Below are 24,827 nucleotides of genomic sequence, written 5' to 3' on the forward strand. Positions count from 1 at the left end.
GACATGTTGGCTATTTCGGACTCACGTTGTCGGCTGTCCGTTCAGTGTGGTGATGGCCGTCTGGAGTTTCACCGTCGCTTCCCGGGCGACCGGCTCGAGGTCGGCGTCGCCGGACACCTCGACCATCAGGTTCGGGTTCATCGCCTCGATGATCGTGGACGACGGGTCGCCGGGGTGTGCGCGCACGACGACGTTGCACGGCAACAGCAATCCGATCTGACGGTCGACTCCGAGGGCCCGGTGGGCCAGCGTCGGATTGCACGAGCCCAGGATCAGGTAGTCCTCCATGTCCTCGTCGAGTTTGGTCTTCATGGTCGCTTTGACGTTGATCTCGGTGAGGATGCCGAAGCCCTGTTCGGCCAGGGCTTGACGGGTCTTGGTGACGGCTTCTTCGAACGGAACCTTCAGAACGGTTGAGATGGCAAGTGACACAGTGATTCTCCTATCAGGATGGATGGGGGGGAGGTTGCTCAACGCAGTTCGCACTGTCGGGGGAGTCCCAGGCGGTGCATGATCAGGCTCGCCGGGCACCAGCCCACGATGCTGTAGAGCAACAGATTCACCGCTACGAATGCGGTCAGGAGCAGCCACCACGTCGAGAGGGCGGTTGCCAGAACCAGGCTCACCAGGACCACGGTCCCGGCAAGCAGCGGGACCACTCGTTCGATGGTCCATGGCCGGCTGGGTGACGTCTGGATGTTCATCGTTGATTCCTTTCGTTTCGTTCAGTGGGAGAACGAAATCGAGGGCAGGACCCGCCGAAGCCAGGCCGGTGACCACCAGGCCGCGCGTCCGGTCAATCGGAGCAGGGCCGGCAGCAGCATCAGCCGGATCAGGACTGCGTCGAGAAGTACCGCCACACCCAGGATGATCCCCATTTCTTTGGGTGGCAAAGGTTCTGCGAACGCGAATGTGAAGAACACTGCGACCATGACCGCCGCCGCGGCCAGAATGATGCGGCCGGAGTGCGCCATCCCGTCGATCTGAGCGGTGTCGGGGTCACCGGTGCGCTCGAAGTGCTCCTTGGCGGTGGCGAGCAGGAAGACGGTGTAGTCCATGGCGATGGCGAAGATCATCGCGAAGAAGAACACCGGTCCCCAGCCGTCGAGGAACCCCTGCGGTGTGAAGCCGAGCAGGTCGGAGAGGTGTCCGTCCTGGAAGATCAGCTTCGCGACACCGAATGCGGCTGCGGTGGACAGGAGACTGACCAGGGTGCCGATCACGGCGATCAGCGGTGCCTGCAACGCAACCAGCAGGAGCACGAACCCCAGGACCAGGATGACGCCGACGATCAGGGGGAAGTAGTCGTTCAGGGCCTGTTGCAGATCGAGATTCTCTGCCGGCGCGCCACCGACGAGGGCATCTGCGGGCAGTGCGTCGCGTAGGTCGGACACGATTGTCGACATCTGTGCGTCTGAGGGGTCCACTGAGGGCAGTGCCTGCAGCATCACGCGGTCGGCGCCGTCCGATGCCGGTTGCGGGGGAGTGACCATGTCGATTCCCGCGGTCTCGGTCGCAGCCGTCGTCACCTCCTCTGCCGCGGCCGCCGGCGCGATGATCTGCAGCATGCCGGGTGCGCCCTCACCCATCTGCTGCTGAACCAGCTCGTAGCCCTGTCGCACCGGCGCATCCTCGGGCACCACCGCGATCGATGGCATCGCGACCTTGAGTCCGATCACCGGTATCGCCAGCGCGATGAGTATCGCCAGCGAGCCCAGTGCAAAAGGCCAGGGATGATCATGCAGGGTCTTGCCCCAGCGAGCGAACAACGGTGAACGGTGTTGCTGGCGTTTGGCATACGGCAGTGACGCGGCATTGACCTTGAGGCCGAGTGCGCCCAGCGTGGCGGGCAGCAGGGTCAGGGTCGCCGCGAGGACAAACGTCACGGCGAGCATGATCCCGATGGCCATCGTCCGGACCGCAGGCGCGGGTACCAGCAAGACCGCGGACAGACTCACCAGGACGGTGATGCCGGACAGGACAACGGCTTTGCCCGCGGTGTCCATCGTTTCGGCAACAGCCTGCGCCTTCGTCGAATGATGTTTGAGCGCGTCGCGGAACCGGGACACGATGAACAGTGCGTAGTCGATACCCAGCGCTAGTGCGAACATCATCGCAAAGTTCATGGCCCACACCGAGATCGGCGTGATCTGGTTGAGAAGGACCAGACCTCCGGCCGACGCGACCAGGCCGGCAATGGTCAACAGCAAGGGCAATCCGGCCGCCACGAGCGACCCGAACGCGAGGACCATGATGGCCAGGGTCACCGGCCAGGAGAACAATTCGGCCTTGATCATCGCGTCGTGGTTGGCCTTGTTGAAATCGCTCCACAATGCCGACGCGCCGGTGGGGTAGACCTCGATACCGTCACCCGACAAACTCGTCAGTTCTTCCTTGACGTCATCGACCGCCCGGACCATGTCGTCCGTGTTCGCGTTCGCGCCGGCGAGCAGGATGCCGGTGTGCTGATCCGGGCTGATGGTCATGCCCGGCGCGGGCGGGATGATCTCTCCGAACCGCGAGTCGCCGTGGAAGACCGCGGTGGCCTCGGAGATCGTGTTCTGCATGGTCGGACTGTCGATGGTCTCGCGGTCGGAGTGGATGACGACCTGGACCGCGGCCGAGGAATTCCCGCCGAAATGCTGCTGCGCCAGTTCGCGTACCTGCACCGACTCCGAACCGTTCGCCTGCCATCCGGCGCCGGCCAGGGAAGAGAACACCGTTGGCGCCGCTGCACCCAGTCCGATCAGCACCACCAGCCAGACGCCGAAGACCAGGCGGGATCGGCCCGCCATCGCCGCGCCCCAGCGCCCGAGTACGCCGGCGGGCCGGGTCGGTGGTGAGTCAGATTTGTTGTCGGTGGGTGTGGTGCCGGTCATCCTGCGAAAACTCCTTCGGCCCGGGAAGCAGATACCCCCATGGGTATCTTGGGACTGCGCTCGAACATACCCAAGGGGGTATGGTTGGTCAACCGCGCACCCTGCTCGACCGGTACCCCCTGGGGTATCGTGTGATAGGGGCAACAGAAGAAGGACGTGAAACGTGATCGGTGACGAAGAGACGATGGCGGCAGTGTTGAACCGTCTGCGCAGGGCGCAGGGTCAACTGGCCGGGGTGATCACCATGATCGAGGCCGGCCGTGACTGCAAAGATGTGGTCACCCAGCTCGCAGCGGTCTCCCGCGCCCTCGATCGTGCCGGCTTCAAGATCGTCGCATCGGGGATGCGACAGTGCATCAACGCCGAAGATGGCACCCAGGCGCCACTGACCGAGGCTGAGCTCGAAAAACTCTTTCTCACCCTGGCGTAGGGATCGCCGGCACCGACTCGGACGGTGAGCCGATCACCCGAGCGGCCCAAGCGGCCCGGTTTGACCGTGTGAGATTCTCTACCCCTTCAGGCGATTCGGTTGTTAGCAATTGGATCGAGCAGTGGCACCATGTGTGGATGAACATGGGGTGGGGTGCGACCAGGGTCGCCGGCGTGCTGGTGGTAACAGCGGTAGCGGTCAGCGCAATGTCCGGCTGCGGGGAGGTTGAAGTCGGCGAATACGAGATCGGCGAGAGTGACGCTCAAGACGCGCTCAACGAAACCGGAGTCACGATTCCCGAGGAGTACCGGTTCGGACAAATGATCGAGGATCGGGTCGGCTTCAGCGGGAAGAATACCTATTTCGGCCGATATGACGGGGCCAACGGTGACTTGGCCAATGTCGAAGCCCTGGCAGACGCCAATCCAGACTTCCCTGCCTTTCGCAGCATGGACTGTGGCGAAGCATCTTTCGAAGGTGGGGGTCGCCTTCAGGACGTGGGATTCGCATGCTCAGATGCCACCCAAGTTCTGTACAGCATCAACACAGCCCTCGATCTCGACGACTACGCCGGGCTGCCGCCGGACAGTGAAACGCTTGTGTTGGCAAACGATGGCAACCGGAGTCGACTCTTCGTCGTGTTGATGGGTCACTGACTCCGCAACGCTCAGCGCGACCGGGAAGGATTGCTGCAGAAGTCGAATGTCCCCAATCTGCCAGTGGACTGAGAGTTATTGGCGCAGAGAACTTTCGACCCGAGATCCCCCAATACTTGGGCAGAACTGTTCCGGGCTCCGTGCGAAGAGTTTGGGCACGTTGCAATTGACCCACGCCAAGCCGCAGATCAAACCAATTTGACAAATTGCTTGCGAACATGCGTTCGAATCGGTATGGTGGAGTCAATCGGCCACACGCATCACGTATCTGACGCCTTCCCCGCAGAGACACTCCGGTCGACACCCCCAGTTTTGTGTTCTCTCCTTGGAAGGTGCTGTGCCATGCGACTTATCGAGATGGTCGACGATCTCGTCGACTTGCCGATACCCGACGACGCCAACGCAGCGCTGGGTGTGGTGAAGGATCTGATCACGCTGCGCAACGCCACTGAGCATCAGCTGGCGGTGTGTGCGGCGGTGATCGATGAGTCCGGTATTGCCCGTACGGCCGGGTCGACAACGGCAAAGTTGTTGCAGGCCAACGGTGCAGCGCCGGCATCGGCGTATCGGTGGTTAAGGATCGGGTCGGGCCTCGCGGGTCTGGATCGTACGGCCGGGTATTCACGGGATGGCTTCTTGTCCTCCGAGCATGTCGATGCGGTGGTCAAGGGGGTGGCACATGTCGTTGGCCGGTCTGAGGATCCGGTCACCGCCGAACAAAATGTTGAGTTCGAGCGGAAGCTGTTGAACCACGCCATCTCCGGAGCGCCGCCGGCGGAGATCAGCGCCGCAGCCCGAGCATTGGGCAACGAGATTGCCGAGGACACCGGTGGGCCGCCGCCGGCCGAGGACCGGTCGTTGAACAGTCTCGAATACAAAGTCCGTGAGGGCCGTTGTGTCGGGACGTTCGATGTGGATGCGGTGATCGGAGAAAAGTTGTTCTCCGCGTTGGACTTCTGGACCAGAGCTCGTCCTGAACCGGATGGTTCCGATGATCCGCGATCTCCGACCCAGCGTCGCGCTGACGCGTTGCATCAGTTGTTGGATTGCGGTGGGGGCGGACAGACCTTGGTGTCGGCGCCGCGGACCGAGGTGAACGTGACTGTTCCTGCTGATCATCCCGAGGCTGCGTCGCTGGCGTGGATGGGTCCGATTACCGAGGCGACTGCCGCGATGTTGGCGTGTGATTCGTCGATCACGTCGGTCACCCTCGATGGGCAGGAAGTCCCGGTCGATTTGAGTCCGCCAAAGCGACTGTTCAAGGGATTGGTGCGCAAAGCGATCATCATCCGTGACACCTGCTGCATCAAGTGTGGTGCCCAGGCCGGCTGGTCGGACTGCCATCACATCGTGCACTTCGTCGACGGTGGTGCCACCACGTTGGAGAACGGGTGTTTGTTGTGCCGCACCTGTCATATGGCGGTGCACAACACCGACTGGGACGTGATCATGGGATCGGACGGCCATCCGTGGATGATCCCGCCCGCGGGTATAGATCCGCAGCGAAAACCTTTACCGGCCTACAATCGGCGAACTCTCACTCTCGCAGCCTGATCTGAGATCACTGTCTTCCCTTGGCGCACCCGAGCTCTCGTCGGGACCGCGCATGCAAATTGACAACTCCATAGTGTGAAACGTGTGGTGCTGTCGCCCGTTCCAGTTGATTGGTGGAACAGGCGGCAGCACCACGGGGCGCCTGGTTTTGCTCGAACCGTTTCCGGCCACTTGGTCACTGCGGCCGGGAATGGGTGGTCTCCGTCAGGGCGGTGTCGAGGATGTCGATTCCGCGATCGAGGTCGCTGTCGCTGATGGTCAGTGGTGGCGCCAGCCGGAAGATGCCACCCATTCCGGGGAGCTGGACGATGTTCATGTGCAGCCCGTGGGCGAGGCAGGCGTCGGTGACGGCCTGACCCAGTTGCTCGGCGGGCGCCTTGGTGGTTCGGTCGGCGACGAGTTCGATGCCCCAGAACAGCCCTCGCCCGCGGACGTCGCCGATCACGTCGTGTCGCGACTGCAGTTCCAAGAGGTGGCCACGTAGGCGCCTGCCTGCGGTTTCGGCACGCGAGACGAGGTCGTCGCGCAGCACGATGTTCAGGACGGTCCCGGCCACGGCTGCCGCCAGGGGATCGGACACGTGGGTGGTGAAGAAGAGAAAACCGCGCTCGTGGCAACAGGATTCGATCTCGTCGGAGGTGATCACCGCTGCCACCGGAAGTCCGGCGCCGAGTGTCTTCGACAGCGTCAGGATGTCGGGCACCGCCCCGTCGCGTTCGAAGGCGTACATCATGCCGGTGCGGCCGAGTCCGGTCTGCGCCTCGTCGGCGATCAGAAGCATGCCCCGCTCACCACATTTGGCCTTGAGTGCGGTCAGGTAGCCGACCGGCAGATCGATGAGTCCGCCGGACGAGACGATGGGTTCGACGATGCAGGCGGCAAGGCTGCCGGTGGACTGCTGATCGATGAGGGAGAAGCCGTAGTCGAGCTCGGCCTGCCAGTCATGGTCACCGCGCGGTGTGCGGAAAACCGAGCGGTACGCGTTAGGTGTCGGCAGAGTGAAGTTTCCGGGTACCGGCGGTCCGTAGCCCTTGCGGCCGGCCGAGTAGGTGGCAGCGGCGGCGCCGGAGGTCATCCCGTGCCACGATCGGTCGAACGAGACGATCTCGTACTTGCCGGTGTGGAGCTTGGCGATCTTCAGTGCCGCCTCGTTCGATTCGGCACCGGTCGACAACAGCATCACCTTGTCCAGGCCGGTCGGCAGCGTGTCCGACAGAGCGCCGGCGAACTCCACAACCGGGCGGCTGAGCATGCCGCTGAAGAGGTGATCGAGGCCGTTCATCGCAGTGGCCACCGTTGCGGCGACCTCTGGATGGCAGTGTCCCAGGACGGAACTCATCTGGCCGGACGTGAAATCGAGGATGGCGTTGCCGTCGCTGTCGTACACGTAACTGCCATGTGCGCGCTCGATGATCCGCGGTGTGAACGCCCCTCCGTAACGGATGAGGTGTTTGTCGACCGCCGGCCAGAATTCCGAGTCGTTCACGGTGACGTCCTTCCTGGTGGCCGGGTGCAGCACGAAATCGTGGAACCCGAGGTTTCGGGTTCCACGATCTCATCGGTACGTCAGTTCTGTTGGCCGACCGAGGTGTGCGGCATCAGCGCGCCGGGCGGGATCTGACCGAACTTGCCCGCGTTGAAATCGTCCATCGCCTCGATCAGCTGCGCCTTGGTGTTCATCACGAACGGCCCGTACTGGAACACCGGTTCACGGATCGGACGCCCGCCGAGCAGCAACACCTCGAGCGCGGGCCGGTTCGAATCCTGATGTGCTGCTGCCGAGATGGAGATCCGGTCGCCGGGTCCGAGGACGGCCAGTTGGCCCTGCTGGATCGGGTTGTCGACCGGGCCCACGGTCCCACGCCCGGACAATACGTACACCAGGGCGTTGAAGTCTCGGTTCCACGGTAGATCGAGCTCGGCGCCCGGCTCGATGGTGGCGTGCGCCAACGTGATCGGCGTGCGGGTCGAGCCCGGACCGCGATGGCCGTCGATGTCGCCGGCGATGATGCGCACCAGGGCACCACCATCTGCCGAGCTGAGCAGCGTTGCCTGCTTGCCCTCGATCGACTGGTACCCCGGATCGGACATCTTCTCGGCTGCGGGCAGATTCACCCACAGCTGGACGCCGTGGAACAGACCACCGCTTTCCACCAGCTCGGCCGGTGGGGTCTCGATGTGCAGGATGCCCGAGCCGGCGGTCATCCACTGGGTGGCGCCGTCCGAGATCAAACCGCCGCCGCCGTGCGAGTCCTGGTGCTGGAAACGCCCGTCGATCATGTAGGTCACGGTCTCGAAGCCGCGGTGGGGATGCCAGTTCGTGCCGCGCGGTTCGCCGGGCTGGTACTCGACCTCGCCCATCTGGTCCATGTGCACAAACGGGTCGAGGTCGGTCTTCGAGGCGCCGGCAAACGCCCGGACGACGGGGAACCCTTCGCCCTCGTATCCGCGGGGGCCGGTGGTCACCGACCGAACGGGACGTTCGGTGTCGACCGCGGTGGGGCCGGCGATGCGGGGCAGGTTCAAGGTGTCTGCGGTCACGGCTGGCATGGCTGGCTCCTTCGAAGCAGGTGGACGATACGTACGATATAACCGGACTGCGGTCCGGATCATTCCCTGGATGAGATTTGCGGGTGTCCAGGTATCGCGTACACCTCCAGGCCGCTTTCATGCTGATTCGATATCTGTCAATATTGACGCATGTCGAATCAAGGTTCGCCCGATGATGCCTGTTGTTCCCCGCTGGTGCGCGAACCGCTCACCGCGGACTGGGCCACCGACCTCGCCCGGATGTTCAAGGCACTCGGCGATCCTGTCCGGTTGCGACTGTTGTCGCTGATCGCCTCCCACGCCGGGGGAGAGGCCTGCGTCTGTGACATCTCCGGGTCGTTCGAGCTGTCACAGCCGACCATCTCGCATCACCTGAAGGTGCTCCGCGAGGCCGGGCTGCTCGACTGCGAGCGGCGCGGGACGTGGGTCTACTACCGGGTGATCTCCTCCGCGCTGTCGCAGTTGTCCTCGGTCCTGCTCGCCGACGTCGAGCCCGCATTGCCGTCATCGGTGTGCGCGGAGGTCACAGCATGAGCGAGACCCGAACCGCCTCGCCCGCCGTTGTCGGCAAGCTCTCCACGCTCGACCGCTACCTGCCGGTGTGGATCGGCGTCGCGATGGTTGCCGGACTGCTGCTCGGCCGGATGATTCCCGGCCTGGACGACGTGCTCGGCGCGGTGGAGATCGACGGCATCTCCCTGCCGATCGCCCTCGGTCTGCTGATCATGATGTATCCGGTCCTGGCGAAGGTTCGCTATGACCGCCTCGACTCCGTCACCGGCGACCGCAAACTCCTTCTCGGTTCGCTGGCGCTGAACTGGATCCTCGGTCCGGCCCTGATGTTCGCGCTGGCCTGGATCTTCCTGTCCGACCTGCCCGAATATCGAACCGGACTGATCATCGTCGGCCTGGCCCGCTGCATCGCGATGGTCATCATCTGGAACGACTTGGCCTGCGGCGACCGGGAGGCCGCCGCGGTTCTGGTCGCGATCAACTCGGCGTTCCAGGTCGTCATGTTCGCCGTGCTCGGCTGGTTCTATCTGTCGGTGCTGCCCGGTTGGCTGGGTTTGGAGCAGACCAACCTCGACACCTCACCGTGGCAGATCGCCAAATCGGTGCTGATCTTCCTCGGCATCCCACTGTTGGCGGGGTTCCTCACCCGCCGCTACGGCGAGAAGGCCAAGGGCCGCGACTGGTACGAGTCGAGGTTCCTGCCCCGCATCGGGCCATGGGCGCTGTACGGATTGCTGTTCACGATCGTGATCCTCTTCGCGCTGCAGGGTGAACAGATCACCTCGAAGCCGGTCGACGTCGTCCGGATCGCGATCCCGCTTCTGGTCTACTTCGCGATCATGTGGGGCGGCGGCTTCCTCCTCGGGGCGGCCATCGGACTGGGCTACGAGCGGACCACCACGCTCGCGTTCACCGCGGCGGGCAACAACTTCGAGCTCGCCATCGCCGTCGCGATCGCCACCTACGGCGCCGCCTCCGGGCAGGCCCTCGCGGGCGTGGTCGGGCCGCTGATCGAGGTGCCGGTGCTCGTCGGCCTCGTGTACGTCTCGCTCGTCCTGCGAAAGCGCTTCAGACCCACGATCTCTGCCCCACAGAAAGGCCGCTGAATGTCGATGTCGAGTGTGCTGTTCGTCTGCGTCCACAACGCCGGCCGATCCCAGATGGCCGCCGGATTCCTCACGGCGCTCACCGGTGACCGGATCGAGGTCCGCTCCGCGGGTAGCGCCCCTGCCGACCGGATCAACCCGGCCGCGGTCGCGGCGATGGCCGAGGTGGGTATCGACATCTCCGCGCAGCAGCCGAAGATCCTCACCGCCGATGCCGCGGAGGCGTCCGACGTGGTGATCACCATGGGCTGCGGCGATACCTGCCCGATCTTCCCCGGCACGAGCTACCGCGACTGGGTCCTCGACGATCCGGCCGGGCAGGGCCTCGACGCCGTTCGCCCCATCCGCGACGAGATCCGGGCGAAGGTGGAGGCCCTCGTCGCCGAACTCACCTCGTAACTCGCCTCCACAGTCGGACAAACTCCGGAGCGCGTCGGCGGGCGGAACCCTGTCCTGCCCACACGATTAGTGTGGACCCATGGGTACTTCCACGGGTCAGGTCCGGGCGGGCGACGGCACGCAGATCAGCTACCGCACGGCCGGCTCGTCGGGCAACGACAATGCCCCGGTGGTGGTGCTGATCCACGGGTGGGCGCAGTCATCTCGATCGTGGGGGGACGCGCTGGTCGACGACCTGTCCGCGGACTACCGGGTCATCGCGATCGACCTGCGTGGCCACGGGGATTCCGCGGTGCCCACAGACGACCACCTGACCGCCGAAGACTTCGGCGGCGACATCGCCGCCGTTCTCGATGCCGAGGTGACCGGCGATCAGCAGGTCTTCCTGCTCGGCTGGTCGTACGGCGGGCTGGTGATCGGTGACTACCTGAACTACCGCGCCGAGCAGGATTCCGCTGCGACTGATCCGGCCGGGCTGATCCTGGTCGGCGCGATCACCTCGATGGGGCGCGGTGAAGCCGGTGGCCGGGTCGGGCCTGCGATGCGGGCGGCACTGCCCGCCGCCTTCTCCGAGGACGCCCCCGTCGCCACCGCGGCGCTGTTGGCCTTTGTCGACGGGCTCGTCCCGGCGGAGCAGGGTGCGCTCGCGCAACAGTTCCTCGGCACATCGCTGACCGTCCCAGCGGCGGTCCGGGCCGGACTGTTCGGGCGCAGCGCCTCCTACGACGACGTGATCGCCGGCTACGACGGCCAGGTGCTCCTCATCCACGGCACCGCCGACCCGGTCGTCGACATCTCCTGCGCCCAGCACGTCGAAACCCTGGTGCCCGGTGCGCACACCCGGTATTGGGACGGCGCGAAACACGCGCCCTTCGTCGAAGACCCGGCACGCTTTGCCTCGCAGGTGCGCGAGTTCGTGACCGCCACCGCGGGAGCGCTCCGGTGAACGCCCACAACGATTTACCCGTCCCGCATCGGGTGGCGCTGATCTCCGTGCACACCTCGCCGCTGGCCCAGCCCGGTGTCGGTGACGCCGGTGGGATGAACGTCTACGTCTGGCAGACCGCCAAACGTCTCGCGCAACGTGGTGTCGAGGTCGAGATCTTCACCCGGGCAACATCTTCCGCGGATGAGCCGATGGTGTTGGCGGCACCCGGTGTGACCGTCCGCAACGTGGTGGCCGGACCGTTCGAAGGCCTCGACAAGCGGGATCTGCCCACCCAGCTGTGCGCTTTCACCGCCGGGGTGCTGCGCGCCGAGGCCGGACGTCCGGCCGGATACTACGACCTGGTGCACTCGCACTACTGGTTGTCCGGGCAGGTGGGCTGGCTGGCGCGCGACCGGTGGGCGGTACCGCTGGTGCACACCGCACACACGCTCGCCGCGGTGAAGAACGCCTCCCTCGCCGATGGGGACACCCCGGAACCGCCGTTGCGGCAGGTCGGCGAACAGCAGGTCGTCGACGAGGCGGATCGTCTCATCGTCAACACCGAAACCGAAGCGCAGCAACTCGTTTCGATCCATCACGCGGATCGTTCGCGCATCGACGTGGTGACACCCGGCGCGGACCTCGACTGCTACACCCCGGGATCGCGGACCGAGGCCCGGCTGTCCCTCGGGCTCGATCCCGAAGAGGTCGTCGTGACGTTCGTCGGCCGGATCCAACCGCTCAAGGCGCCGGACATCCTGGTGCGCGCGGCTGCGCCGCTGATCCGCCGGGGTCTGGCGGGCGGTCGCAAACTCCGGGTCCTGATCGCAGGCGGGCCGTCGGGTTCGGGGCTGCAGCGGCCGACCTTGCTCATCGAATTGGCCCGCGAGCTGGGTGTGGAAGCGTCGGTGACGTTCATCCCGCCGCAGTCGCCCGAGCGTCTTGCCGGCGTGTATCGGGCATCGGATCTGGTTGCGGTGCCGAGCTATTCGGAAAGCTTCGGTCTTGTCGCGATCGAGGCGCAGGCGGTCGGCGTGCCGGTTATCGCCGCCGACGTCGGTGGTCTGGGTGTCGCGGTGCACAACGGTGTCACCGGCGTTCTGGTCTCCGGGCACGACGTCGATCACTGGAGCGCGGAACTCGGACGGCTGCTCGATGATCCGGAGTTGCTGACCCGGATGGGTGCGGCCGCCCACGTCCACGCACAGAAATTCTCGTGGGACCACACCGCGGATCAGCTACTCGACAGCTACAGCCGAGCCATCGGCACATTCCGTGGGCAGTATCCGTTGGCGCCACGCGGCGCCGCGGGCGTTGCAGAAACCGACGCCCGGCCGCTTTCCCGGATTGCCCGCCGCTTTGCCGGACGACGAAATGGAGTGCGCGCATGACCGCAGATGTCACCTCTGACCTGAGCCTGCTCGTTGAGGACTTTCTCAAGGGCCGCGAGTTCACCTATGGCCGAAAGGATTCCGGTGGCAGCGGGGCCGACCACTTTGTGGTCGAACTGCCGGGGGAGAAGAAACTCAAGACCACGGTGCTCCTCACGACCGGGTCGCACGGCCTGCGTTTGGAGGCGTTCGTCTGCCGGAAGCCCGACGAGAACCACGAGGGCGTCTATCGGTGGATGCTCAAGCGCAACCGCCGCCTGTACGGGATGGCGTACACCCTGGACAACGCCGGCGACATCTATCTGGTTGGCAGGCATTCGGCAGAATCGATCACCCCGGACGAACTGGACCGGCTACTCGGCCAGGCGCTCGAGGCCGCCGACGGCGATTTCAACGTGCTGCTGGAAATCGGGTTCATCACCTCGATCCGCCGCGAATGGGCGTGGCGGGTGTCGCGGGGTGAGTCGCTGAAGAATCTGCAGGCCTTCGAGCACCTCATCCGGGAGGAAGACCTGGCCGAGGGTGGGTCCGGCGACCACCGGGATCCGGCGATTGTCGCAGAACCTTCGGATCGGCAACTATTCGGATCAGTCGAAGGCTGACAAGAAACATTGGTAGGTTGTCTACCGCCAGGTAACACACTGCGCCGGGTAACACACTGCGGAGGTCGCACAGATCATGAGTTTCAAGAGCCCCTATCCCCCTGTCGAGATCTCGGATACCTCGGTCTATGACACGTTGTTCGGGTCGATCAGCGAGGAAGACCTCGATCGGGTTGCTGCGATCGACGCCGGTGCCACCGAAGGCACCACCTACCGCGAGTTGATCGCGCGAATCAACGGATTCGCCGGAGCCCTGGCGGCCCGCGGTATCGGCATCGGTGACGTGGTGGCCCTGCACTCGGCCAACACCTCGGCGTTTGCCTTTGTCTTCCACGGGATCCTGCGCTCGGGTGCCACGGCGACGACCGTCAATGCGCTGTTCACAGCCAAGGACATCGTCAAGCAGCTCAAGGACTCGGGCGCGAAGATGCTGATCACCATCTCGCAGCTCGAAGAGCAGGCGAAGGCCGCCGCTGCCGAGGTCGGTCTGCCCGACAGTGCGGTGATCGTTCTCAACGGCCCGGGCGAGAAGGACAGCCCGAACCCCAACGCAATCGACCTGCTGTCCGCAGGTCTGCCTGCGCCCGATGTCAGCTTCGACCCGGCCACCCATCTCGCGGTGCTGCCGTACAGCTCGGGCACCACCGGCAACCCCAAGGGTGTGATGCTCACCCATCGCAACCTCGTCGCCAACGTCCTGCAGATCCAGCCGCTGCTCAAGATGCAGGCCAGCGACGCGGTGCTCGCGGTGCTGCCGTTCTTCCACATCTACGGAATGACGGTGTTGCTCAACGCCGCACTGCTCAATCGCGCGAAACTCGTTGTGATGGCGCGGTTCGACCTCGAACAGTTCCTGTCGTCGATCCAGAACTACAAGTGCAGCTACATCTTCATCGCGCCGCCGGTCGCCGTTGCGCTGGCCAAGCATCCGATGGTCGACGAATACGACCTCTCGTCGGTCAAGACCATCATGTCCGGTGCCGCGCCGCTCGACGAGCACCTCGGCCAGGCCGTTGCCAAACGTCTTGGCACACAGGTCATCCAGGGTTACGGCATGAGCGAGCTCAGCCCGGTCAGCCATGTCATCGCGGCCGGCGAGACCGACGGCCCGCAGGCGCCGCTCAGCTCATGCGGCTGGCCGGTTCCCAACACGATCAACAAGATCGTCGACCCCGTGACCGGCGAGGACATCGACATTCCCGCCGAGGGTGTCAGTGAGCCGGGCGAATTGTGGGTGGCCGGTCCCAACGTGATGGTCGGCTATCTGAACAACGAGGCCGAAACCGCGAATACGATCGACGCCGACGGATTCCTGCACACCGGTGACATGGCCGTCGTCGACTCCAATGGCTTCGTCTACATCGTCGACCGGCTCAAAGAGCTGATCAAGTACAAGGGCTACCAGGTACCGCCCGCCGAACTCGAAGCGCTGCTGCTGACCCACCCCGACGTCGTCGACGTGGCGGTCATCGGTGTCATCGAGCCCGAGAGCGGCGAGGAGATCCCCAAGGCGTTCGTCGTCAAGCGTGAGGGCAGCGACCTCACCGGCGAGCAGATCATGGAGTTCGTCGGATCGCAGGTGGCCCCGCACAAGAAGGTGCGCGCCGTCGAGTTCATCGAGTCGATCCCGAAGAGTGCGGCCGGCAAGATCCTGCGCAAGGATCTGCGGAAGTAGACCGTCACGAAACGCTCCACCAATACGAAGACGCTCCGCATATATGCGGAGCGTCTTCGTATATCCGGAGCGTTTGCGGTGGGGAGGCTAGACCTTTTCCTTTGCCACGATCGGTTCGACCGCCCTCTGCCGCGTGAACTTGTACGGGATGCACAGCGCGAGCACGGCCGCGAGCAAAGCCGCGGCACTGCCGACGATGAAGACCAGCCGGAACGCCGACTCGGCCGGGACCGGGAAGCCGATACCGATGTCGACCGTCGACGTGGTGAGCATCGTTGCCAGCAATGCCGACGCGATCGCCGTCCCGATCGAGCGCATCAGCGAGTTCAGGCTGTTGGCCGCGGCCATCTGATGCAGGGGTGCGGCCGACATGATCAACGCGGGCATCGCCGAATACCCGATGCCGACGCCGGTGCTGACGACCAGATTGCACACCAGGATCTGCCAGGGCTCGAACATCAGGAAGACCGACATCACGTAACCGAGCGTGATGAACAGGGCGCCGATGAGCAGGGTGAACTTGGGTCCGATGTTGATGTTCAACCGCGCGGAGACCGGCGAGAGGAACATCATCATCAGACCGCCCGGGGCGAGGATCAGGCCCGTCGCGATCAGGGACTGGCCCATGCCGTAGTCGGTCAATCCGGGAATGTGCGGGATCTGCAACAGCTGTGGCGCCGACAGGCCGATCGCCATGAGGGAGAAACCGAAGAGCACCGACGCGGCGTTGGTGACGGCGATGACGGGCTGGGCTGAGACACGAAGATCGACCAGGGGTGATTTCGTGCGCAGCTCGAACCAGCCCCACACCACCAGGACGACCACACCGACTGCGGCCAGGCCGAGCGTCAGTCCGCTGGTCCATCCCCACGTCGAGCCCTTCGACACGGCGAGCAACAGGCTGACCAGGGCCACGGTCAGACCCACGGCGCCGATCACGTCGAATGTTCCGGGGGAGCGGGTCTCGGACTCGGTGACGAAGACGAACACCAGCAGGAACGTGATGATCGCGAGCACCCCGGACGTCCAGAACAGGACGTGCCAGTCATAGGTCTGGGTGATCCACGCGGCAACGGGCATCCCGATCGCGCCGCCGACGCCGAGGGTGGCCGACATCGTTGCGATGGCACCGGGCACCCGGGCGGGTGGCAGTTTCTCGCGGAGCAAGCTGATGCCACACGGGATGATGCCCATCGCCAGCCCCTGTAGCCCGCGGCCGATGATCATCGGGAGCACCATGCTGGTCGCCGCGCAGACCGCCGAACCGACCACCATCGCGCCGATGGAGAACAGGATCACGCGTCGTTTGCCGAACATGTCGGCCAGCCGGCCGGCGATCGGCATCGCGACGGCGGCGGTCAACAGGGTGGACGTGATGACCCAGGAGGCGTTGTCGGGACTGGTGTCGAGGTATCCCGGGAGCCGGCCGACGATCGGTACGACCAGGGTCTGCATGAACGACGCGAGCAGGCCGCCGAAGCACAACACCGCGATCAGGACGTGTGGCTGCACCGGCTTGCTGTCTCTGCTGTTCATTACTTGCATCATGCATGCATGTGGGAGCTACAAACAAGTCAGACAGTGATTCCGATCACGGCCGGTCGGCGGGGGAGGAACTCAGACGAGCAGGCGGTTGCGCAGCGCCGCGACCTCGGCGTCGCCGACCTGGCATGCCGAGAGGTAGTCGGGGAGCGAGCCGAAGGCGTCGGTCATCGCCGCGTAGGCGGTGTCCAGGAACTCTTCGCGAACGCCGAGCAGGTCCGCGGAGATCTCGAACGGCTCACCGTCCTTTGAGTCGGCGCCGTACACCCGCATCAGGTGCGCGCGGAGGGCTTCGATGTCGTTGTTGCTGGCCAGGTAGTCGGTGAAGATCTCCTCGCGGCGCACGCCCAGGGTGTCGAGCACGACGGCGGTGACCCAACCGGTGCGATCTTTGCCGGCCGCACAGTGGGTCAGCAGACGCCGATCGGGGTCGGCGAGGATCCTGATGGCCGACCCGACGGCGCTCATCGCACCCGGCAATGCCGGCATCATCCGGTAGACGTCGAGCATGTACTGGCCGCGGGCAGCGCTGTATTCGGCCGAGGTCATCTCGTGCGGCGCCTTGCCGTCGCGTCGGCTCAATCCGAACGGCAGCGCGTGTACCTGCACGCCGTCGGGTACCCGGTCGAATCCGCTGCGCTGCGCCTCGGGCAGATCGCGCAGGTCGAACACGTCGGTCACACCCAGTTCGGAGAGCTTTCGGACACCGCTGTCCTCCAGACCGCTGAGCTCGGAACTGCGGAACAGGAAACCCGCACCGACGCAACGCCCTTCGTAGGTTTTGAGGTCGGATACATCGCGAAAGTTCCAGGCGCCGGGGAGCATGGCGTCAGTGTAAATGGTCACTGCCGCAAGGTGATGGGTGTCGAAGAGGCGAGGCTGTGGAAAACTAGTGCCTCATGAGCAACGGAACCCTGATCCTGATGCGCCACGGCGAGAGCGTGTGGAACGCCTCCAACCAGTTCACCGGTTGGGTCGATGTCGCCTTGACCGAGAAGGGCGAGGCCGAAGCCGTCCGCGCCGGCGAGCTGCTCGTCGAGCACGACCTGCTCCCGGACGTGCTCTACACCTCGCTGCTGCGCCGCGCGATCTCCACCGCGCAGATCGCCCTCGACACCGCGGATCGGCACTGGATCCCGGTGGTCCGCGACTGGCGGCTCAACGAGCGCCACTACGGCGCGCTGCAGGGTCTGAACAAGGCCGAGACCAAGGAGAAGTTCGGCAACGAGCAGTTCATGCTCTGGCGCCGCAGCTATGACGTGCCGCCGCCGCCCATCGAAAAGGGCAGCGAATACAGCCAGGACGGCGATGTGCGGTACACCGACCTGCCCGCGGTCCCGTTGACCGAATGTCTCAAAGACGTTGTGGTGCGGCTCATCCCGTACTTCGAGGAGACCATCGCCGCCGACTTGCGGGCCGGTAAGACGGTGCTGGTGGCCGCGCACGGCAACTCCCTGCGCGCCCTGGTCAAATACCTCGACGGCATCTCCGACGCGGACATCGCCGGGCTCAACATCCCGACCGGCAACCCCCTGCGGTACGACCTCGACGAGAACCTCAAACCACTCAATCCCGGTGGCGACTACCTCGACCCCGAGGCCGCCAAGGCCGGTGCCGCCGCGGTGGCGGCCCAGGGCAACAAGTAGCGAGTGTTTCGACCAACCGCAGGGGAAGTAATTCCCCTGTGGTTGTCGTAAAACCGGGACTCAGATTTCCGGGTGGGGTCTACTCTGGGTCCATGGTGGGCAAAAACACATCAGAGGTCGGGGAAGATACGCGCACGCCCAAAATCAGCGTGTTGCATTCAGTCCCTCAAGAGCGTTATGAAATGTATGTCGGCGACATGTACGTCGGCTATCTGGACTATGTCAACGAACCCGATCAGGTGGTGTTGACCCATACCGTCGTGCTCGATCAATACAGCGGCCAGGGTTACGCTGCGCACCTGGTCAAGTATGTTCTCGACGACATCGCCAAGACCGGGAAAGACGTGGTTCCGCTCTGTTCCTACGTCGGCTATTTCATCGAACGGCACCCCGAATATGCGGCAATGGCCACCGAGGTCACGCGCTGACCGGTAGGTGACCTGTTTTCGTCGGAGTTCGACGGGTGTGAAAGTCGCCGGGGCGACTTTCGGATGAACAACGATCGAACACTCGCGGCAAGACTTGTTATCGACCGTGGATGGCGAGCATTCTGCAGAGGTGTTGTGCCGCGCTGCCCGTAAGATTTGCCTGTGACCGTAATTGTTGTCGCAGGAGTGGCCATCCTGGCACTTCTCATCAGTGGGGCGGCCGGATGGTTCCTCGGCCGACGCCGAACAACTCCTCGTGACCTGCCCTCGCCCGGCCCTTCGCCGACGCGGTCGTCGCCGGAATCGACGCCGCCGGCGACGAGCACCGACAACCTGCCGATGACCCGCGCGACCCTGCTCGACCTCATCATCGAGGGCGGTGAGACCGGACTGGCAGTGGTCGACGTGGTCCGCGACGTCGTCTTCTACAACGAGCGGGCGGTCTATCTCGGGATGGTTCGAGAGCATCTGCTCGACGACGACGTCTGGGAGCACGCCCGGGTCACCCTGGAAACCGGCGCGGTCGAGCAGTTCAGCTTCGTTCCGCCACAGGGCTCCGGCGGCTTCGTCTCGACCGGGCGCAGTCCCGGCCGCAAGGTCCATGCGGTGTCCTGCCGCATCGGCCTGGTCACCGACGGCAAGGAACGCTACGCGGTGGTCTACGGACAGGACGACACCGAGAACGCCCGGGTCGAGGAGACCCGACGCGACTTCGTGGCCAATGTGTCCCACGAGCTCAAGACACCCGTCGCCGCGATCGGGCTGCTGGCCGAGGCGCTGATGGAATCGTCCGACGACCCGTACTCGGTCGAGCATTTCGCAGAGCGCGTGCACATCGAGTCGCAGCGTCTGGGCAACATGGTCTCCGAACTGATCGCGCTCTCGCGCCTGCAGGGTGCCGAACGGCTGCCCGACCTCGACGACCTCGAAGTCGATCCGCTGATCGACGACGTCCTCGACCGGGCCCAGATCAACGCCGAGGCCGCCGGGATCAGCCTGACCGCCGATGACGATTCCGGGCTGCACGTCCACGGTGACCACACGTTGCTGCTGACCGCCCTGAACAACCTCGTCGCCAACGCCATCGCCTATTCACCCAGCGGAACCGCGGTGTCGGTCAGTCGCCGGGTGGTGACCGTCGGAGACCAAAAGATGGTGGCGATCGCGGTGACGGACCGCGGCATCGGCATCGCACCCGAGAATCAGAAGCGGGTTTTCGAACGCTTCTTCCGGGTGGACAAGGCCCGGTCCCGTAAGACCGGCGGCACCGGCCTCGGGCTCGCGATCGTCAAACACGTCGCCTCCAATCACGGCGGCGCCATCGACCTGTGGAGCAAGCCCGGAACCGGCTCCACCTTCACGCTCACCATTCCCCTCGTCACCGAGCCGTCCCTGTCGGAGGGCCGGCAGACACCCGCGATCACCAAGTCCCAACCGGCGCCGGTGGTCTTCGAAGAGAAAGAGCTGAGCCTTTGACACACGTGCTGATCGTCGAGGATGAGATCTCCTTGGCCGACCCGCTTGCATTTCTGCTCCGTAAGGAAGGGTTCGAGGCCACGATCGTCACCGACGGGGCCAGCGCGTTGCCGGAGTTCGAACGGGTGGGGCCGGACATCGTCCTGCTCGACGTGATGCTCCCCGGCGCCTCGGGCACCGAGGTCTGCAAGGCCATCCGCGCGCGTTCCTCCGTGCCGGTGATCATGGTGACCGCCCGCGACAGCGAGATCGACAAGGTGGTCGGTCTCGAGCTCGGCGCCGACGACTACGTGACCAAACCGTATTCGGCGCGTGAGCTGATCGCCCGGATCCGGGCGGTACTGCGACGCGGTGGTGTCGAGGGCGAGAGCGTCGACCTCGACGGTGGACTGATCGAGGCCGGGCCGGTGTCCATGGACGTCGAACGGCACACGGTGTCGGCCGGTGGAAATCCGATCACGTTGCCGCTCAAGGAGTTCGACCTTCTCGAATACCTGCTCCGCAACGCCGGACGGGTCCTGACCAGAGGGCAGCTGATCGATCGGGTCTGGGGAGCCGACTACGTCGGGGACACCAAGACCCTCGACGTCCACGTCAAGCGGTTGCGGTCCAAGATCGAAGCGGACCCGGGCAACCCGAAACACCTCGTGACGGTCCGGGGGCTGGGCTACAAGTTCGAGCCCTGATCACACGTCCCGGCGCTCAGGCGTGTTCTTCGGGATGCTGGGCGTACTTGATGTCGCCTTCCTGGCGCTTGGTCGCGGCCGCGGTGGCCGGATGGATGGCGATGAGCCCCAGCGCGCTGCGCCGCGAGCAGATCTTGGCCAGTTCGTCGTAGGCGGGCTCACCGATCAGCGCGATCAGCTCCGGCCGGTAGGACTGCCAGACCTGCTTTTCGCCGATGTGCGCGTCGGGTGACCCCGAGCAGTACCACTTGAGATCGGCGCCGCCGGAGCCCCAGCCACGCCGGTCGAACTCGGTGATCGTGGTCTTGAGTACTTCATCGCCATCGGGGCGCTCGACCCACTGTTGTTCGCGCCGGACCGGCAGCTGCCAGCACACCTCGGGCTTGACCTCGAGCGGTTCGATGCCCTTGCGCAATGCCATCGAGTGCAGCGCGCAACCCTGGCCGCCGGCGAATCCGGGACGGTTGAGGAAGATGCACGCACCTTTGTACTTGCGGGTCTTGAGGGCGGGCTCGCCGTCGAGATCGTCCTCTTCGAGATAGCCGCGCTTGCCCAAAGGGTTTTTGCCAGAACCCTTTTCGTAGAACTGCCAGTCGGCGGGGGTCAGCTGCGCCATGCCCTTGGCCAGGATCTCGCGGTCGTCGTCGTCCGAGAGATAGGCGCCATGACTGCAGCACCCGTCGTTCTCGCGGCCCTCGATGATGCCCTGGCAGGCGGGGGTCCCGAAGACGCAGGTCCAGTGCGACAACAGCCACGTCAGGTCTGCGTTGATCAGATGTTCGGGGTTCGAGGGGTCGACGAACTCGTACCACTCGCGTGGGAAGTCGAGAGGAACTTCGGGTTTCGGCGCGATTTTGGAGGCTGCGTGCACAATTGCCAACGGTAGACGCATTAGGTTGTAGAGCGTGCGTTTAGGAGTGCTAGATGTCGGGAGCAACACAGTCCACCTTTTGGTGGTCGATGCACATCGTGGCGGTCACCCGACCCCGATGAGTTCGACCAAGTCGACCTTACGACTCGCCGAGCAGATCGACGGCGACGGTCGGCTGACCCGTCGTGGCGCCGACACCCTCGTCGACGCGGTCGACGAGTTCACCAAGATCGCCTACACCTCGGGTTGCGAGCAGGTCATGGCCTTCGCCACCTCCGCGGTCCGGGACGCCACGAACTCCGACGAGGTGCTCGAGCGGGTCCAGGCGCAGACCGGTGTCCGCGTGACGGTGCTCTCCGGGGTCGATGAGGCCCGTCTGACGTCGCTGGCGGTCCGCCGCTGGTACGGCTGGGGTGCCGGTCGGATCCTGGCCGTCGACATCGGTGGTGGCTCGTTGGAGCTGTCCAACGGTGTGGACGAGGAACCGGACGTCGCGCTGTCGCTGCCGCTCGGCGCCGGACGGCTGACCCGGGAGTGGCTGTCGGAGGATCCGCCGGGGCGTCGACGGGTGGCCGTGCTCCGCGATTGGCTCGATGCCGAGTTGGCCGTGGCATCCAAACAGCTGATCGCCGCGGGACGACCGGACATGGCCGTCGGCACCTCCAAGACGTTCCGGTCGTTGGCGCGACTCACCGGGGCGGCGCCTTCCAGTGCTGGACCCCGGGTTAAGAGGACACTGACCAGTGATGGTCTTCGACAGCTGATCGCGTTCATCTCACGGATGACCACATCGGACCGGGCAGAGCTGGAGGGAGTGAGTGTGGACCGAGCTGGACAGCTGGTGGCCGGCGCACTCGTGGCCGAGTCCACCATGCGGGCTCTGTCGGTCGATACCCTGGAGATATGCCCGTGGGCCCTCCGAGAAGGCGTGATCCTACGCAGGCTGGACCTGGAGTCCAGTGATGCCGAATTGCCGGCGGGCCAACGCTAAGGATGGTGAAGTAACTCATGGCCAGAGGAATGGATCCCGAATCGCGTCCGATCTCGGTCGCCGAGCTGTTGGCCCGTGCCAAAGAGCAGGGTGCCGACGATGTGGTCTCGGCGGTCGGTAATTCGCCGGCTGCGACCGGGCGTCGTCGTCGTGGTGGGAAAGACTCGGTGTCGGTTGCGGAGTTGACCGGCGAGATCCCCCGGGTGACCGCCCAGCCGAAGGCTGCCGACGCGTCCCAGCCGAAGGCTGCCGACAGATCACAGTCGAAGAGCAACGACAAGCCCCGGCCGAAGGCTGCGGAAGGGACTGAGTCGAAGGCGGATTCGCCGTCGACGTTGCCGCCGACCCGGGACTTCAGCACCGCGGAGGTCTCGAAGCGGGCTTCGGCCGCGCAGGCCGGGGTGAAGCCGACACCCGGTGCACCTGATCGGCCGGCGCCACTGGGTGCGAAGCCGTCGACCGCGCAATCGGGGCCGGCCCAGAAATCCGACCCCGGTGATGCTGCCGCGGACGCGGCGTCAAAGGCGGGTGCGTCCGAACAGGATTCGGCGCGCACTCGATCGAGCGCAGGCGGTCCCGACGAGGAAACCACCGGTGTCATCCCGTCGATGCAGGCGTACTCGCAGGTGGACGACAGTGGTGACGACGACCATCACGTCCTCAGTGCTGCGGAGCGGGAACGAGAGTTCGAGCGGTACCGCAACTTCGAAGACGTCGAGACCGGTGCGGACACTGCCACCGCATCCTCGGGTGTCAAGAAGAAGCGGGGTCTGTTCGGGTTCGGCCGCAAAGCCGCGACCGAGACGAGGTCCGAGGCCGACCATGATGGTGATGGCCACGCGGATCGGACTGTGACACAGTTCATCCCGAAGGTGGCCGAATCCGGATCGTCGTCCGGGGCCTCGACGCCCGAACCGGAACCGGAACGTGCATCCGAGCCGGCAACGCAATCGTTGCCGATGTCGCGGGCGCAGGCGGCGAAGTCCGCAGATCGTTATCTCCGTTTCGACGCAGATCCCGACGCCACCGCTGCCGCCCCCGCCATCACCGCTGCCGACGACGAAGACGAAGACGACGACACGGCGAAGCCGGTTGAGGTCGCGGACGAATCCCCGACGTCAGAGATCGGGCGCGTTCGCGGGACCGATACCTCTCTCGCCGCGACCGCGGGTCCCGACGCCGGCGATGCCGCCGACAAACCGCCCGCGGACAAGACCGTCAAGCCATCGTTGATCAAAAATGTTCCCGAACCCACGGATTCAGGACGCGGCTTGACCCCGGCCCCCTCGGGCGGCGCAGAAGAACAATCCCCGACGGTCCAATGGGCGGTGCTGATCGGTCAGGTACTGGCCGGGCTCGCCGTCGGCGTGGCCTTGTTCTGGGGTTTCACCGAATTGTGGCGCTGGAACGTCCTGTTCGCGTTGATCCTGTCGGTGGCGGTGATCTTCGGGCTGGTGACGATGGTTCACGTCGTGCGGCGGAGCAACGATCTGATCAGCACCTTGCTGGCGATGGGTGTGGGATTGCTGGTGACGATCGGTCCGCTTGTCCTGTTGTTGATTGCGGGGGACTGACTCCAGGTGCCGGCGAGTCCGGAATCCCCACCGGGGGACATCTCAGCACGGCTGCCCGACGTGGGCCCGAGTCGTGAGCTCCTGCGGGGCGACATCTCGGTCGGACTGTCGACGGCCTCTGTCTATCCGCAGAACACCGAAGCCGCATTCCAGTACGCCGCCGACCTGGGATATGACGGCATCGAGTTGATGGTCTGGGCGGACGCGGCGAGTCAGGACATCACCCGGGTCGCGCGGCTGTCCGAGCGCTACCAACTACCCGTCTTATCCGTGCACGCGCCGTGTTTGCTGATCTCGCAACGGGTCTGGGGACGTGATCCGGCCGCGAAACTGGCCCGTTCGGTGGCTGCCGCCGAGGATCTCGGCGCCAAGACCGTGGTCGTCCATCCGCCGTTCCGGTGGCAGCGGAAGTACGCAAACGGATTTCGTGATCTGGTGCAGATCCTCGAGGACGACTCCGATGTGGCCATCGCGGTGGAGAACATGTTCCCGATCCGCACCGACCGGTTCTTCGGCAAGTACGAGGAGGCGGCGGACCGGATGCTGCGGCGCGGTGGGGGACCGGGCACCTCGGTGTCCGCGTTTGCCACCTCGATCGATCCGACCGACGACGGCTTCGCGCACTACACGCTCGACCTGTCCCATTCGTCGACCGCCGGGATCGATGCGATCGAGATGCTCGAACGGATGGGTACCGGCCTGCGTCATCTGCATCTGGCCGATGGTTCGGGCGCCGCGGTCGACGAACACTTGGTCCCCGGTGAAGGTTCTCAACCCTGTGTGGAAGTGTGTAGTCGACTGGCCGAGGGCGACTTCTCCGGTTCGGTCATCTTGGAAGTCAGCAGCAGTGCGGTGAACACCAAAGCTGAGCGTCGCGAGATCCTTTCCCGCTCACTGGATTTCGCAAGAACAAACCTCGAGCGGGCATAA

General features: G+C 64.9%; 25 protein-coding genes. 17 read left to right on the top strand and 8 right to left on the bottom strand.

Annotation, left to right across the window (positions count from 1 at the left end):
• Positions 1-21: 21 nt before the first annotated feature.
• The 3 genes from AC51GR_RS02020 to AC51GR_RS02030 are packed head-to-tail and all read right to left on the bottom strand — an operon-like array spanning position 22 to position 2,879.
• The gene (locus AC51GR_RS02020) at positions 22-432 is read right to left on the bottom strand and encodes a DUF302 domain-containing protein (protein ID WP_496322959.1); all 411 of its coding nucleotides are present in this window, start codon (positions 430-432) and stop codon (positions 22-24) included.
• Positions 433-470: 38 nt separating this feature from the next.
• Positions 471-704, bottom strand: coding sequence for a YgaP family membrane protein (locus AC51GR_RS02025; protein WP_496322960.1), 234 nt, complete (start codon positions 702-704; stop codon positions 471-473).
• Between the two features lie 21 nt (positions 705-725).
• Positions 726-2,879: an MMPL family transporter gene (locus AC51GR_RS02030; RefSeq protein WP_496322961.1), complete on the bottom strand. Its 2,154-nt coding sequence runs from the start codon at positions 2,877-2,879 to the stop codon at positions 726-728.
• A gap of 163 nt (positions 2,880-3,042) precedes the next feature.
• Between AC51GR_RS02030 and AC51GR_RS02035 the strand changes: the two genes are divergently transcribed.
• From AC51GR_RS02035 to AC51GR_RS02045, 3 genes are all read left to right on the top strand, one after another.
• Positions 3,043-3,309 (top strand): metal-sensitive transcriptional regulator, encoded by a 267-nt coding sequence (locus tag AC51GR_RS02035; RefSeq protein ID WP_496322962.1) that lies wholly within the window; start codon positions 3,043-3,045, stop codon positions 3,307-3,309.
• Positions 3,310-3,446: 137 nt separating this feature from the next.
• A complete protein-coding gene (locus AC51GR_RS02040; protein WP_496322963.1) occupies positions 3,447-3,965 on the top strand; it encodes a hypothetical protein in 519 nt (172 codons plus the stop codon).
• 342 nt (positions 3,966-4,307) lie between these two features.
• Positions 4,308-5,519 carry an HNH endonuclease gene (locus AC51GR_RS02045; protein WP_496322964.1) on the top strand — a complete coding sequence of 404 codons (1,212 nt, stop codon included), beginning with the start codon at positions 4,308-4,310 and terminating at the stop codon, positions 5,517-5,519.
• A gap of 175 nt (positions 5,520-5,694) precedes the next feature.
• Here AC51GR_RS02045 and AC51GR_RS02050 read toward each other — a convergent pair whose 3' ends face one another.
• A complete protein-coding gene (locus AC51GR_RS02050; protein ID WP_496322965.1) occupies positions 5,695-7,005 on the bottom strand; it encodes an aspartate aminotransferase family protein in 1,311 nt (436 codons plus the stop codon).
• 80 nt (positions 7,006-7,085) lie between these two features.
• Positions 7,086-8,069 carry a pirin family protein gene (locus AC51GR_RS02055; RefSeq protein WP_496322966.1) on the bottom strand — a complete coding sequence of 328 codons (984 nt, stop codon included), beginning with the start codon at positions 8,067-8,069 and terminating at the stop codon, positions 7,086-7,088.
• A 150-nt stretch (positions 8,070-8,219) separates the two neighbouring features.
• Here AC51GR_RS02055 and AC51GR_RS02060 point away from each other — a divergent pair, with 150 nt between their 5' ends.
• From AC51GR_RS02060 to AC51GR_RS02090, 7 genes are all read left to right on the top strand, one after another.
• Positions 8,220-8,603: an ArsR/SmtB family transcription factor gene (locus AC51GR_RS02060; protein ID WP_496322967.1), complete on the top strand. Its 384-nt coding sequence runs from the start codon at positions 8,220-8,222 to the stop codon at positions 8,601-8,603.
• A complete protein-coding gene (arsB, locus tag AC51GR_RS02065) occupies positions 8,600-9,688 on the top strand; it encodes an ACR3 family arsenite efflux transporter (RefSeq protein ID WP_496322968.1) in 1,089 nt (362 codons plus the stop codon). Before AC51GR_RS02060 ends, arsB begins: the two co-directional genes overlap by 4 nt.
• Positions 9,689-10,087, top strand: a complete 399-nt coding sequence (locus AC51GR_RS02070) for an arsenate reductase ArsC (RefSeq protein ID WP_496322969.1) — start codon at positions 9,689-9,691, stop codon at positions 10,085-10,087.
• 79 nt (positions 10,088-10,166) lie between these two features.
• Positions 10,167-11,033: an alpha/beta fold hydrolase gene (locus AC51GR_RS02075; protein ID WP_496322970.1), complete on the top strand. Its 867-nt coding sequence runs from the start codon at positions 10,167-10,169 to the stop codon at positions 11,031-11,033.
• Positions 11,030-12,406: a D-inositol-3-phosphate glycosyltransferase gene (mshA, locus tag AC51GR_RS02080; protein WP_496322971.1), complete on the top strand. Its 1,377-nt coding sequence runs from the start codon at positions 11,030-11,032 to the stop codon at positions 12,404-12,406. Before AC51GR_RS02075 ends, mshA begins: the two co-directional genes overlap by 4 nt.
• Positions 12,403-13,008, top strand: a complete 606-nt coding sequence (locus AC51GR_RS02085) for a type III secretion system chaperone family protein (protein ID WP_496322972.1) — start codon at positions 12,403-12,405, stop codon at positions 13,006-13,008. The genes mshA and AC51GR_RS02085 overlap by 4 nt, the downstream gene beginning before the upstream one ends.
• Positions 13,009-13,084: 76 nt before the next feature.
• Positions 13,085-14,683: an AMP-binding protein gene (locus tag AC51GR_RS02090; RefSeq protein ID WP_496322973.1), complete on the top strand. Its 1,599-nt coding sequence runs from the start codon at positions 13,085-13,087 to the stop codon at positions 14,681-14,683.
• 87 nt (positions 14,684-14,770) lie between these two features.
• Here AC51GR_RS02090 and AC51GR_RS02095 read toward each other — a convergent pair whose 3' ends face one another.
• Together AC51GR_RS02095 and AC51GR_RS02100 are read right to left on the bottom strand one after the other, a co-directional pair.
• On the bottom strand, positions 14,771-16,219 hold the full coding sequence (locus AC51GR_RS02095; RefSeq protein WP_496322974.1) for an MFS transporter: 1,449 nt from the start codon (positions 16,217-16,219) through the stop codon (positions 14,771-14,773).
• An 81-nt stretch (positions 16,220-16,300) separates the two neighbouring features.
• Positions 16,301-17,071: a tyrosine-protein phosphatase gene (locus tag AC51GR_RS02100; protein WP_496322975.1), complete on the bottom strand. Its 771-nt coding sequence runs from the start codon at positions 17,069-17,071 to the stop codon at positions 16,301-16,303.
• A 53-nt stretch (positions 17,072-17,124) separates the two neighbouring features.
• On the opposite strand from AC51GR_RS02100, the gene AC51GR_RS02105 reads away from it, so the two are divergent.
• From AC51GR_RS02105 to AC51GR_RS02120, 4 genes are all read left to right on the top strand, one after another.
• A complete protein-coding gene (locus AC51GR_RS02105) occupies positions 17,125-17,871 on the top strand; it encodes a phosphoglyceromutase (RefSeq protein WP_496322976.1) in 747 nt (248 codons plus the stop codon).
• Between the two features lie 182 nt (positions 17,872-18,053).
• Complete coding sequence (locus tag AC51GR_RS02110; RefSeq protein WP_496322977.1) at positions 18,054-18,299, top strand: GNAT family N-acetyltransferase; 246 nt, start codon at positions 18,054-18,056, stop codon at positions 18,297-18,299.
• Between the two features lie 162 nt (positions 18,300-18,461).
• Positions 18,462-19,775 carry a sensor histidine kinase gene (locus tag AC51GR_RS02115; protein WP_496322978.1) on the top strand — a complete coding sequence of 438 codons (1,314 nt, stop codon included), beginning with the start codon at positions 18,462-18,464 and terminating at the stop codon, positions 19,773-19,775.
• Positions 19,772-20,461 (top strand): winged helix-turn-helix domain-containing protein, encoded by a 690-nt coding sequence (locus AC51GR_RS02120; protein WP_496322979.1) that lies wholly within the window; start codon positions 19,772-19,774, stop codon positions 20,459-20,461. Before AC51GR_RS02115 ends, AC51GR_RS02120 begins: the two co-directional genes overlap by 4 nt.
• Before the next feature lie 16 nt (positions 20,462-20,477).
• On the opposite strand, the gene AC51GR_RS02125 is transcribed toward AC51GR_RS02120, so the two are convergent.
• Entirely contained in the window at positions 20,478-21,353 is an 876-nt protein-coding gene (locus AC51GR_RS02125) for a DUF3109 family protein (protein ID WP_496322980.1), read from the bottom strand.
• 13 nt (positions 21,354-21,366) lie between these two features.
• Between AC51GR_RS02125 and AC51GR_RS02130 the strand changes: the two genes are divergently transcribed.
• From AC51GR_RS02130 to AC51GR_RS02140, 3 genes are read left to right on the top strand one after another with little or no spacing between them, the layout of a single operon-like run.
• Entirely contained in the window at positions 21,367-22,323 is a 957-nt protein-coding gene (locus AC51GR_RS02130) for a Ppx/GppA family phosphatase (RefSeq protein ID WP_496322981.1), read from the top strand.
• A 17-nt stretch (positions 22,324-22,340) separates the two neighbouring features.
• Positions 22,341-23,897 carry an Rv0497 family membrane protein gene (locus tag AC51GR_RS02135; protein WP_496322982.1) on the top strand — a complete coding sequence of 519 codons (1,557 nt, stop codon included), beginning with the start codon at positions 22,341-22,343 and terminating at the stop codon, positions 23,895-23,897.
• A gap of 60 nt (positions 23,898-23,957) precedes the next feature.
• The gene (locus AC51GR_RS02140; protein ID WP_496323340.1) at positions 23,958-24,827 is read left to right on the top strand and encodes a sugar phosphate isomerase/epimerase family protein; all 870 of its coding nucleotides are present in this window, start codon (positions 23,958-23,960) and stop codon (positions 24,825-24,827) included.

The sequence above is a fragment of the Williamsia sp. z71 genome, assembly GCF_059553375.1.

Bases quoted from the DNA above. Each gene is read 5' to 3' on its own strand.
- AC51GR_RS02025 (WP_496322960.1), bottom strand. From the start codon at position 704: ATGAACATCCAGACGTCACCCAGCCGGCCATGGACCATCGAACGAGTG.
- AC51GR_RS02030 (WP_496322961.1), bottom strand. From the start codon at position 2,879: ATGACCGGCACCACACCCACCGACAACAAATCTGACTCACCACCGACC.
- AC51GR_RS02040 (WP_496322963.1), top strand. From the start codon at position 3,447: ATGAACATGGGGTGGGGTGCGACCAGGGTCGCCGGCGTGCTGGTGGTA.
- AC51GR_RS02045 (WP_496322964.1), top strand. From the start codon at position 4,308: ATGCGACTTATCGAGATGGTCGACGATCTCGTCGACTTGCCGATACCC.
- AC51GR_RS02055 (WP_496322966.1), bottom strand. From the start codon at position 8,069: ATGCCAGCCGTGACCGCAGACACCTTGAACCTGCCCCGCATCGCCGGC.
- AC51GR_RS02060 (WP_496322967.1), top strand. From the start codon at position 8,220: ATGTCGAATCAAGGTTCGCCCGATGATGCCTGTTGTTCCCCGCTGGTG.
- arsB (WP_496322968.1), top strand. From the start codon at position 8,600: ATGAGCGAGACCCGAACCGCCTCGCCCGCCGTTGTCGGCAAGCTCTCC.
- AC51GR_RS02070 (WP_496322969.1), top strand. From the start codon at position 9,689: ATGTCGATGTCGAGTGTGCTGTTCGTCTGCGTCCACAACGCCGGCCGA.
- AC51GR_RS02075 (WP_496322970.1), top strand. From the start codon at position 10,167: ATGGGTACTTCCACGGGTCAGGTCCGGGCGGGCGACGGCACGCAGATC.
- AC51GR_RS02085 (WP_496322972.1), top strand. From the start codon at position 12,403: ATGACCGCAGATGTCACCTCTGACCTGAGCCTGCTCGTTGAGGACTTT.
- AC51GR_RS02090 (WP_496322973.1), top strand. From the start codon at position 13,085: ATGAGTTTCAAGAGCCCCTATCCCCCTGTCGAGATCTCGGATACCTCG.
- AC51GR_RS02095 (WP_496322974.1), bottom strand. From the start codon at position 16,219: ATGAACAGCAGAGACAGCAAGCCGGTGCAGCCACACGTCCTGATCGCG.
- AC51GR_RS02105 (WP_496322976.1), top strand. From the start codon at position 17,125: ATGAGCAACGGAACCCTGATCCTGATGCGCCACGGCGAGAGCGTGTGG.
- AC51GR_RS02110 (WP_496322977.1), top strand. From the start codon at position 18,054: ATGTATGTCGGCGACATGTACGTCGGCTATCTGGACTATGTCAACGAA.
- AC51GR_RS02125 (WP_496322980.1), bottom strand. From the start codon at position 21,353: ATGCGTCTACCGTTGGCAATTGTGCACGCAGCCTCCAAAATCGCGCCG.
- AC51GR_RS02135 (WP_496322982.1), top strand. From the start codon at position 22,341: ATGGCCAGAGGAATGGATCCCGAATCGCGTCCGATCTCGGTCGCCGAG.